A 9,914-nucleotide genomic window follows, 5' to 3' on the forward strand; every position below is an offset into this window, starting at 1 on the left:
CTATTATGAAAAATTTGATTAAATATATTTCGATAGTCTTTATTGCAGGAGCCTTACTGAATTCCTGTGAGACGACAGATCTGGACTTGAGAGTGAGTCCGAACGACCTGGCTTCTGACCAGGCGGATCCTAACCTCCTGCTGACATCAGTGCAGCTGGCGTATGGAACCAACATGCAGGTAATGAGTGATCAATCTGCAGAATTGACCCGTATAGACTACATGTTTGGTAGGGATTATTTCAACAACTATCCAGGCTCCGATTTAAATGGGGTTTGGGGACGTACTTACAGTAGTAACGGAAATGGTGTTGGAGATCCGGTTTCCATCGGTATCCTGACAAACCTTCAGAACCTGGAAGCTTTAAATGAAGATCCTGAGACAGATCTTGGATTTCATATTGGTGTCACTAAGACACTTCTTGCCCACCAGCTTATGTTAATCGTGGATTGGGTAGGAGAAGCGGCCTTTAGCCAGGCTGGTAATCCCGCTGAATTTCCTGCTCCAGAATTAGATAGTGGTCAGGATGTATACGCAGCCGCTTTAAACTTGTTAGATGAAGCAGAAGCTTCGTTTGCTTCCGATCCAACTACCATTGGCGCCGTTGATCTCTTTTACGACGAGGATATTTCGAAATGGGAAAAGTTGATTAACACCATCCGTCTGAAGGCGTATTACACAACAGGTAATGCTTCTGCCTTTAATGCGGTAATTGCTGATGGGAATTTCATCGAGAATGCTGAAGATGATTTCTTCCTGCAATATGGAACCAGCGAACTTCAGCCAGATAACAGGCATCCGGATTATGCGGCTGACTATACACCTTCTGGAGCGAACATTTACCAGTCTAACTGGATGATGGAAGTGATGCTTAACAACGAGGACCCAAGAATCCGCTACTACTTCTACCGTCAGGTAGATGCGACTCCGGGTGCTGATGCTGATCCTAACGAAGAAGACCTCAACTGTTCACTGGCTGTGCCTCCACCCCACTATGATGGATTCACCTACTGTTCCGTTCCAAACGGATACTGGGGAAGAAGTCATGGGAACGATGAAGGTACACCTCCGGACAACTTCAAAAGAGCAGCCGTAGGGGTTTATCCTGCAGGTGGCCGCTTTGACGACAGTAGTTTCGGCAACGTAGGCTTAGGCCTCGGTGGTGGAGGAGCCGGTATTGAGCCAATCATCATGTCCTCTTATGTAGATTTCTGGAGGGGAATGATGGCAGGATCTGATGCTGAAAGAGCAGGATTCCTTAGATCGGGTCTTGAAAAGTCCATAGCCACTGTACAAGAATACGGATCTCTGGACGGAAGTGCGGACCTGACAACTGCACCGACCACTGCTGATGTGGAAGATTACATCAATGGAATCGTAGATGCCTTTAACGCAGCTACAGGTGACGACAAGGAGAATATCTATGCTGAGCAATACTTCACCACTCTTTACGGTGGAGCACTGGAGGCCTGGACTTACTACAGACTCACCGGATTCCCAACAACGCTCTTGCCTAACTGGGAAGCCAATCCAGGACCGTTCCCAAGAACGCTCCTTTACCCACAGAACGAAGTGATCACAAATCCTGGGCTTACCCAGAAAACGTCACTTACAGAACAAGTGTTCTGGGATACGAATCCAGCAAGTCCAACCTTCCCACCAGCTAACTAAAAAGTAACTGAACATGAAAAAATATAGCAACAAATTTATAATGACAGTATTGGCTGGGACGGCGCTGCTCTTCTCAGGATGTCAGGAGGGAGATAACCCGATTGACGAGATCAATGCTAATGAAACCCGGGGAGCAATCCTCAGGACCGTGACTATTCTTTCTAGTGAATTGCCTATTGGCGATGCCGAAGGGTTCTTCTCCGTAGAACAGGAGATTCAGAGCCAGGAAGACGGGAAGAATATTGAATTTGTCGAAGTATATGTCGCATTTCGGGACAACACCGGAGACACCGACAGTAAAGATGAAGTATTGCATGAAACCATTGATCCCTCTACATTCACAATAGGTGAATTTGGATATCCTCGTTTCACCAATACGATAACCCTTGCTGAGATGTCCAGTACGCTAGGATTAACCGGTGATCAGGTTCAAGGTGGTGATCAATTCGTAATTCGCTACGAGCTTGTTCTCGATGATGGCAGACGTTATTCGATCGGAGACAACACGAATACCTTAACCGGTTCCTTCTTTAGTTCACCTTTCCAGTACACTGCGGATATCGTATGTCCTCCAATCGGACCTGCGCCAGGTGTATATACTGTGAACATGCAGGATTCTTTCGGGGATGGATGGCAAACTACTACTGGTGATGGCGGACCTGGTCTGACCCTGACCTTAAGTACAGGTGAAGTTTTCGAAGTTGGACTTTGTTCACCTTATGAGACTCCTTCATATGCCTGTATTGATAATGATACAGAAGGTACGGCAACAATTACAGTTCCAGCTGGTGTTGAATCTGCAGAATGGTTCTTCCCAGGTGATTTCTACGGTGAAATCAGCTTCCAGATTATACATCCTAGTGGCGCTGTGATCGCTGATATTGGTACGGGAACCGAAGCCGGACCTGTATTGATTAACTACTGTTTTGATTACTAGTCACAGAAGACACGGGTAAAACCCGTGAAATACCTACTAAACCACCTCCTTTTGGAGGTGGTTTTTTTTTGCCGTAAAACAACCTGCACCTGTACTAAACCTCCTCCCCGATTTCTCATCCATCTACCCTAAGCAGCTCACAATTACTTTGTTCTAAACTCTGTGCCCAGTATACCCCTTTCCCCGGGTAAAACTTTTACCGTCAATACACCGTTTGATCTTTACGCCCAATCTATGCCAATTTACTACCTTTGGGTTCTTGTAAACACAGGTTTTTTAGATCATTATGAAGACAACCTATAACCTAAAATCATCCTTTTTCACTTCGATTTCAATCCCCCTTGCCCTGGCTTTCCTTATTGTGTCCGCCTGTAAAAATAAAGCGGAAGATGAGGCTTCAGGAGAGGTTCAGGCGTCTATTTCCGGGCCTGTATTTAAGAAAATAGCGCCGGAAGAAAGCGGTATTCAATTCGAAAATCGCATTGAGGAGAATGTCGCCACTTTAGAAAATCTATTTGATTACGATTATTTCTACAACGGGGCAGGTACCGGGATTGCCGACCTGAACAATGATGGCCTCCTCGATATTTTCTTTTGTGGCAATCAGGTTGAAAACAAGCTCTTTATAAACAAAGGTGATCTCAAATTCGAGGATGTTACGGAAACCGCCGGGATCAATACGGGTAAACAATGGTCCAACGGGGTAACCTTTGTGGATATTAATTCAGATGGCTGGCTGGACATCTATGTCTCTCAGGGAGGGCCGAACACCCGGCCGGACAGGAAAAACCTGTTGTTCCTGAATCAACAGGACGGAACCTTTGAGGAAGTAGCCGAAGCCTTCGGCCTTGCCGATATGGGTATCAGTACACAGTCGGCATTTTTTGACTACGACAGGGACGGAGACCTGGATTGCATTGTCATGAACGAAAGCGAGTACTACGGGGCGGACCCGATTCTTTTAGACCGCCTGATTAAAGAAAACCCGGAAGCGCCTTTCTTTAATAGTTCTCACCTGTATCGAAATGATGGGGATTCATTTACTGAAATCAGTAAGGATGCAGGCATACAACGTCCGATATTTGGCCTGGGGCTTTCTGTTTCCGATATCAATTCGGATGGCTGGCTCGATATCTATCTCGCCAGTGATTATTATCTCCCCGACGCCTTATTTATTAATCAGGGCGATGGAACATTTAAGGATGAAATTTCCAAGTATACCCAACAGATCTCCTATTACGGAATGGGGATTGATATTGCCGACATCAACAACGATGCACTGCAGGATATCTTTGTCCTCGATATGGCCTCAAGCGACCATTATCGCTCCAAAACCCTGATGGCCTCAATGGATGTGGCCCGATTCGACTACCTGACGCGCAAGGCCGGATACCATTATCAGTACATGTATAATTCGTTGCAGTTGAACATGGGTCAGAACCACTTCAGCAATATTTCTCAGCAGACCGGCATGGCAAGTACGGACTGGAGCTGGTCTGTTCTTATGTCGGATTTTGACCTTGATACAGATAAAGATGTTTTTGTCACGAATGGCTATCGGAAATACGCCCTGGACAACGACCTGCAACAGCGTGTATTTCAAGCGCGTAAACAGTACAGAGATAAGGTTCCTCTCGAAGTCAAAAAAGAATTGTACAACAGCATGCCTTCTGAAAAACTGTCCAATTTACTTTATGAAAACAAAGGCGATCTTGAATTTCAGGAGCGCGGGAAAGATTGGGGCCTCGGGGATCTTTCCTTTAGTAATGGGGCTGCAATGGGGGATCTGGACAATGACGGCGATCTGGATCTTGTGGTCAATAATATGGATGAAAATGCCTTCTTATACCAAAATCAATCGGTAGAGCACAACAGCGGAAATTACCTGAATGTATCCGTTGAGGGTGAAAGCTCTGAATCCTTCCCACAGGTGCGCCTTTACAGTGGCGAAACACAACAGATGATAGAAGTGCGCAGGGTTCGGGGATATCGGTCTGCCCATGAAACCGCAGCACATTTTGGTTTGGGTACCGATACCCGGGCAGATAGCCTTAGAATCCTATGGCCGGATGGAAATACGTTGCTATTGACGGATGTTCAGGGCAATCAAACATTGAAGGTACATAAGCGGGATGCGAAACCCCAAACCATAAACTCAGCCATAACCACACTTTTTGAACCGGCGGATCCCTTGGAAATGGGCATTACAGCCGTTCATAAGGAAAATCCATTTGTAGATTTTGATACTGAAATTCTATTGCCGTATAAACAGTCCAATTTCGGACCGTATTTCAGTAAGGGAGACGTGAACGGAGATGGCCTGCAGGATGCCTATATGGGCGGTGCTTCGGGACAGGCGGGTAAGCTTTTGATCAAAAAACAAAGGGGATTTGAAACGGTTGCCCTACCCGACTTTGAGAAAGACAAGGTATATGAAGACATGGGGTCTGTATTTTTTGATGTGGATTCCGATGGAGACCTGGATCTGTATGTCGTCAGCGGAGGCAACGAATTTCAGCAGGGCTCTTCCCTGTATCAGGATAGGATCTACTTAAACGATGGCCAAGGCAACTTTGCCCGGGGCACAAACATGGAAGAGAGCGTGTCTTATAGTGGCAAAGCAGTGGCGACACTGGATTTTGATGGCGATGGCGATGAGGATCTGCTGGTCGGGAATCGGATCCTCGCCGGGAATTATCCCCGGCATGCCCCTTCGGCCATCCTGGAAAACCGGGATGGCAACCTCATTAATGCGACACCAGAGATCGCTCCGGAATTACTGGATTTCGGGATTATAAATGATCTTGTAATAACGGATTTTGATGGCGATGGCCTTCAGGATTTTATCGCAGTAGGGGAATGGACGGGTGTCGGCTTCTTTAAAAATAAAGGAGGTTCGTTCGAACTACAGGATTCAAACGCCTTGGGTGCTCCAATGAAAGGATGGTGGTTTGCAATCAGTGAAACCGATGCCAATGCAGATGGCAAGCCGGATTACGTAATCGGCAATGCCGGACGCAATATTAAGTTTACGGCCAGCACCGATAAACCCTTTAAAGTATTTGCTACGGATTTTGACAATAATGGAACTCCTGACATCGTACTGAGTAAAAAGTACGAAGGAAAGTACGTTCCTGTCCGCGGACGGGAGTGTTCTTCCCAACAGATGCCCTTTATTGCCCAGAAATTCCCAAGTTACAGCGAGTTCGCCAGCGCAAGCCTGGAGGAAGTCTATGGCGAGTCCCTGCAGGAGAGTTACGAGAGGGAAGTCACTAGTTTTAGCAGCTATCTGTTGCTCAATAAAGGCAATGGGAGTTTTACCCCTATACCTTTACCCGCACAGGCGCAGACTACACCAATTTTTGCCATTATTTCTGAGGATTTAAACAGGGATGGCAGGGATGATCTGATATTGGCAGGCAACATATACGAAACCGAAGTGGAAACGCCCCGGTTGGATGCAATTTCGGGAACTGTCCTGCTGGCATCTTCCAATGGCACGTATGACGTATTGCCACATGCTTATTCAGGACTCTACCTGAGGGGAAATATGAAATCTTTACTTTCTTTCGAGGAAAATGAGAAATTCTGGATTCTCGCGGGTCGAAATGACGATTCCCCACTTTTATACGGGTTAAGTGGCAATAATGTGCCTGAGTCCCCCGAACTATCTAAATAATGTGTATTTTTAGAAAAATTTCTATGATCATGACTAACAAAGTTTTAACACTCGTTTTTTCAGTTGCCCTAACCGGTTTTACATACGGACAATTTTCCGGGCAGATACAAACCAATATGGCAGGTGGCGGAGCCGACCAGGCAGGTACAGCCGGTGCGATTGCCACCCTTTTAGGCCCGGTTTCTGATTCTTCTCAGAAACGAACCCTGGAATGGGAAAGTTTTGCGGGCTCCCCATACACTGCAGATGTTTACCAGCCGGCAGAACTTTTTTACAAAGATGAGAAAGTAGGACCTGTATTCTATCGCTACAACGCCCTGAACGAGGAAATCGAAATAAAAGAGACCCCGACACAAGAAGGTCTTCGGGGATTGAGCCGGGATAAAAATATCATCCTTAAGGTGGACGGCAATCCTATGCGTTTCATGACCTTTATCGATAAAGATGGGAAAACCCTCAACGGATACCTTACCCAACTTGTCGACGGAGAAAACTTTGACCTTTATAAGCGTACCCGGGTTAAATTTACAGAAGGGTCCAAGGCCGCTAATTCATTTGTGCAGGCCACTCCCAGTCGTTTTACGCAGTTCGAAGAATACTACATTCAGAAAGCCGGGGTTGACCGTATTGACGAATTAGTACCAAAAAAGGGTAAGCTTTACAACCAAATAAGTCAAGACCAGAGAGCAAGTCTTAAAGCCTTTATTAAAGATAATGACCTTGATCTGGATAGCGACAAAGACCTGATGAGCATTATTCTTTTTATGGACCGCAACTCAGAACCTGAAAGCTAGAAAGCCTGCACCTTTATTTTTCTTGATTCGTATGGATACGCATAACCTGGTTTGATTCACAGTGGCGGTCCGATCGTCAATCCTGTTTAAATTAGTGTACTTTTGATGTCATGGAACAGGAAACCCAAATTTATGGGATACGTGCGGTTCTGGAAGCCCTTGAGTCCGATAAGGCAATTGATCGTATATACATTGAAAAAGGCCTGCAGGGATCCCTGGCCAGGGCGTTGCAAGCGCTGGCCAAGAAGAAAGGGGCCCGTCTCAGCTACGTCCCGCCGCAACGACTCGAACGTTTCAGGGATCGCAATCACCAGGGTGTGGTAGCTACAATTTCCCCTGTAAAACTTGAGGAATACCAACCGCTGATCGACAAGGTAATCGGGTCATCAGACGATCCCTTATTCTTATTACTCGACGGGGTATCCGATGTCCGAAATCTCGGAGCCATAATCCGTACGGCTGCATGCACGGGTGTCCATGCCGTTATCCTCCCCCAGAGCGGGGTCGCCCCAATTACTGCAGATACGGTTAAAACCTCTGCAGGAGCTGTTTTTAAAGTACCCCTTGGGCGCTGTCCGCATATAAAAGATGCCGTTTTTTACCTGCAGGCAAGTGGCGTGCAGATTGTAACCGCCTCTGAAAAAGCCGGTAAAATCCTCTATGATGCAAATCTGAAAAGTGCTACAGCTTTGGTGATGGGTTCTGAAGAAAAAGGGGTCTCCCCTGCCGTGCTGAAAATTGCTGATGACAATGTACGGCTCCCCATGAGCGGTACCATCGCATCATTAAATGTATCGGTGGCCTGTGGCGTCTTCCTTTATGAGGCGGTTCGACAACGCCTGGGATAATCTAGTCCGTTTTGGCATCCTTCCCGTCCCGGTAATGATAGCGTATTTGGAGTGCATCCGTTGACCCTTGTTCTTCCTCGGGCGGATGCTCGATAAAGTTTCCGTCGGCGTCAAAATGCCTCATAAAAGGATCTGCGTCTTCCTGGTAATCTTCAGATTCCCAGGGGTATTTTGTGGGTTTTGGAACAGGGGTATTCAGAAATAAGGCGAGAATCAAGCCTGTAAGAAACCCTCCCAGGTGCCCTTCCCAGGACATGCCATCCAGTACTGGGAAAATATACCACAACATACCTCCATACACAAAAACAACACCCAGGGATAAGGCTACCAGTCGATAGTACTTCGTAAAGATCCCTTTAAAGAAAATAAAACTGGCCAGGACATAAATCAAGCCACTTGCACCTATATGATAAGAGGTGCGTCCTATACCCCATGTGATCAGACCGGAGAATAAGACTCCCAAAAACAGCGTCTTCCAGGCGATACTCCTGTAGAAATAAAAGAGGGCTGCGGTCAGTACGGCTAATGGGATTGAATTATTGTAAAGGTGTTCCAGTGAACCGTGAATCCAGGGCGAAAACACGATCCCTCTCAAACCAATAGGGGTTCGGGGATAAATACCCCAGTTATTGAGATTTACACCCAGTCTCAACTCCATATAATACACCAGCCAAATTCCCAGCACGAGTGTAAAAGGAACCAGAAGGACAGCATTGGTATACTTGTAATGGGTAGTATCATCTGCCATGGGTGCAAGGTACTAATGAAGCAGGCGAAAGTCCAAGAGAAATAACTGCCCACCCTGAGATGGAATTACGAATTATAGTATTTTTAGTCCATGAACGAACCCCTGGCAGAACGAATACGCCCTGAAGAACTCCACGAGCTCATTGGCCAGGAACATCTGGTGGGCCCAGAAGGAGCCCTTTTCCGACAAATTCAGCAAGGTACCCTCCCCTCCCTTATTCTATGGGGGCCTCCAGGAACCGGAAAAACCACCCTGGCCCAGGTCATCGCCTCAAAAAGCGGCCGTCCCTTCTACACCCTCAGTGCTATAAACAGCGGGGTAAAAGACATCCGCGAGGTTTTGGACAAGGCCAAACAGAGCGGCGGGCTTTTTACCACAAAAAACCCGATTTTATTTATAGACGAAATCCATCGCTTCAGCAAATCACAACAGGATTCACTACTTGGGGCAGTTGAGAAAGGATGGGTAACCCTAATCGGTGCAACAACTGAAAATCCGAGTTTTGAAGTAATCCCTGCCTTGTTATCCCGATGCCAGGTATATATACTCAATGCCCTTGAAAAAAAGGATTTGCTCACCCTCCTGGAGCGCGCGATGCGTGAAGATCCCTGGTTGAAATCCAAAAACGTCATCCTTGAAGAAACGGATATGCTACTCCGGCTTTCAGGAGGAGATGGCCGTAAGCTGCTCAATATTTTTGAATTGGTCGTAGGGGCCGCGGCAGACGAGATAGTAAAAATTACAGATGCCCGGGTAAGCGAGCTCGTACAGGAAAATCCACTCAGATACGATAAAACAGGAGAACAGCACTACGACATTATTTCGGCTTTTATCAAATCGATTCGCGGAAGTGATCCCAATGCAGCTGTGTATTGGCTGGCCCGCATGGTTGAGGCCGGAGAAGATGTGAAGTTTATCGCCAGGCGGATGTTGATTGCCGCCTCCGAAGACATTGGCCTGGCAAATCCGACTGCCCTTGTAATGGCCAATGCAACTTTTCAGTCTGTTCAGGTAATCGGCCATCCCGAAGCGCGCATCATTCTGAGTCAATGTGCCATTTATCTGGCTACTTCGCCTAAGAGCAATAGCAGTTATATGGCCATAAACCGTGCCCAGAAGGCGGTTCGTGATACGGGAGACCTCTCCGTGCCGCTGCCCCTAAGAAACGCCCCTACACAGCTTATGAAGGATTTGGGGTACGGAGAATCGTATTCCTATGCCCATGACTACCCGGGGAA

7 protein-coding genes are annotated in these 9,914 nt (G+C 46.8%); 6 read left to right on the forward strand and 1 reads right to left on the reverse strand.

Annotation, left to right across the window (positions count from 1 at the left end; genetic code table 11):
- Nucleotides 1–5: 5 nt before the first annotated feature.
- From QU605_RS06400 to rlmB, 5 genes are all read left to right on the forward strand, one after another.
- Nucleotides 6–1,670, forward strand: a complete 1,665-nt coding sequence (locus tag QU605_RS06400; RefSeq protein WP_289724441.1) for a SusD/RagB family nutrient-binding outer membrane lipoprotein — start codon at nt 6–8, stop codon at nt 1,668–1,670.
- Nucleotides 1,671–1,719: 49 nt separating this feature from the next.
- A complete protein-coding gene (locus QU605_RS06405; RefSeq protein WP_289724442.1) occupies nt 1,720–2,607 on the forward strand; it encodes a hypothetical protein in 888 nt (295 codons plus the stop codon).
- Nucleotides 2,608–2,893: 286 nt separating this feature from the next.
- Nucleotides 2,894–6,286 (forward strand): VCBS repeat-containing protein, encoded by a 3,393-nt coding sequence (locus QU605_RS06410; protein ID WP_289724443.1) that lies wholly within the window; start codon nt 2,894–2,896, stop codon nt 6,284–6,286.
- Nucleotides 6,287–6,315: 29 nt separating this feature from the next.
- A complete protein-coding gene (locus tag QU605_RS06415) occupies nt 6,316–7,080 on the forward strand; it encodes a hypothetical protein (RefSeq protein ID WP_289724444.1) in 765 nt (254 codons plus the stop codon).
- A gap of 110 nt (nt 7,081–7,190) precedes the next feature.
- Nucleotides 7,191–7,928, forward strand: a complete 738-nt coding sequence (gene rlmB / locus QU605_RS06420; RefSeq protein WP_289724445.1) for a 23S rRNA (guanosine(2251)-2'-O)-methyltransferase RlmB — start codon at nt 7,191–7,193, stop codon at nt 7,926–7,928.
- Nucleotide 7,929: 1 nt separating this feature from the next.
- Here the strand turns inward: rlmB and QU605_RS06425 are convergent, their stop codons facing one another.
- The gene (locus QU605_RS06425) at nt 7,930–8,676 is read right to left on the reverse strand and encodes a rhomboid family intramembrane serine protease (RefSeq protein WP_289724446.1); all 747 of its coding nucleotides are present in this window, start codon (nt 8,674–8,676) and stop codon (nt 7,930–7,932) included.
- Between the two features lie 90 nt (nt 8,677–8,766).
- Between QU605_RS06425 and QU605_RS06430 the strand changes: the two genes are divergently transcribed.
- Nucleotides 8,767–9,914 (forward strand): replication-associated recombination protein A (locus tag QU605_RS06430; RefSeq protein WP_289724447.1); only part of this gene is annotated, 1,148 nt, incomplete at its 3' end.

The sequence above is a fragment of the Robiginitalea aurantiaca genome, assembly GCF_030380815.1.
Lineage (GTDB): Bacteria > Bacteroidota > Bacteroidia > Flavobacteriales > Flavobacteriaceae > Robiginitalea > Robiginitalea aurantiaca.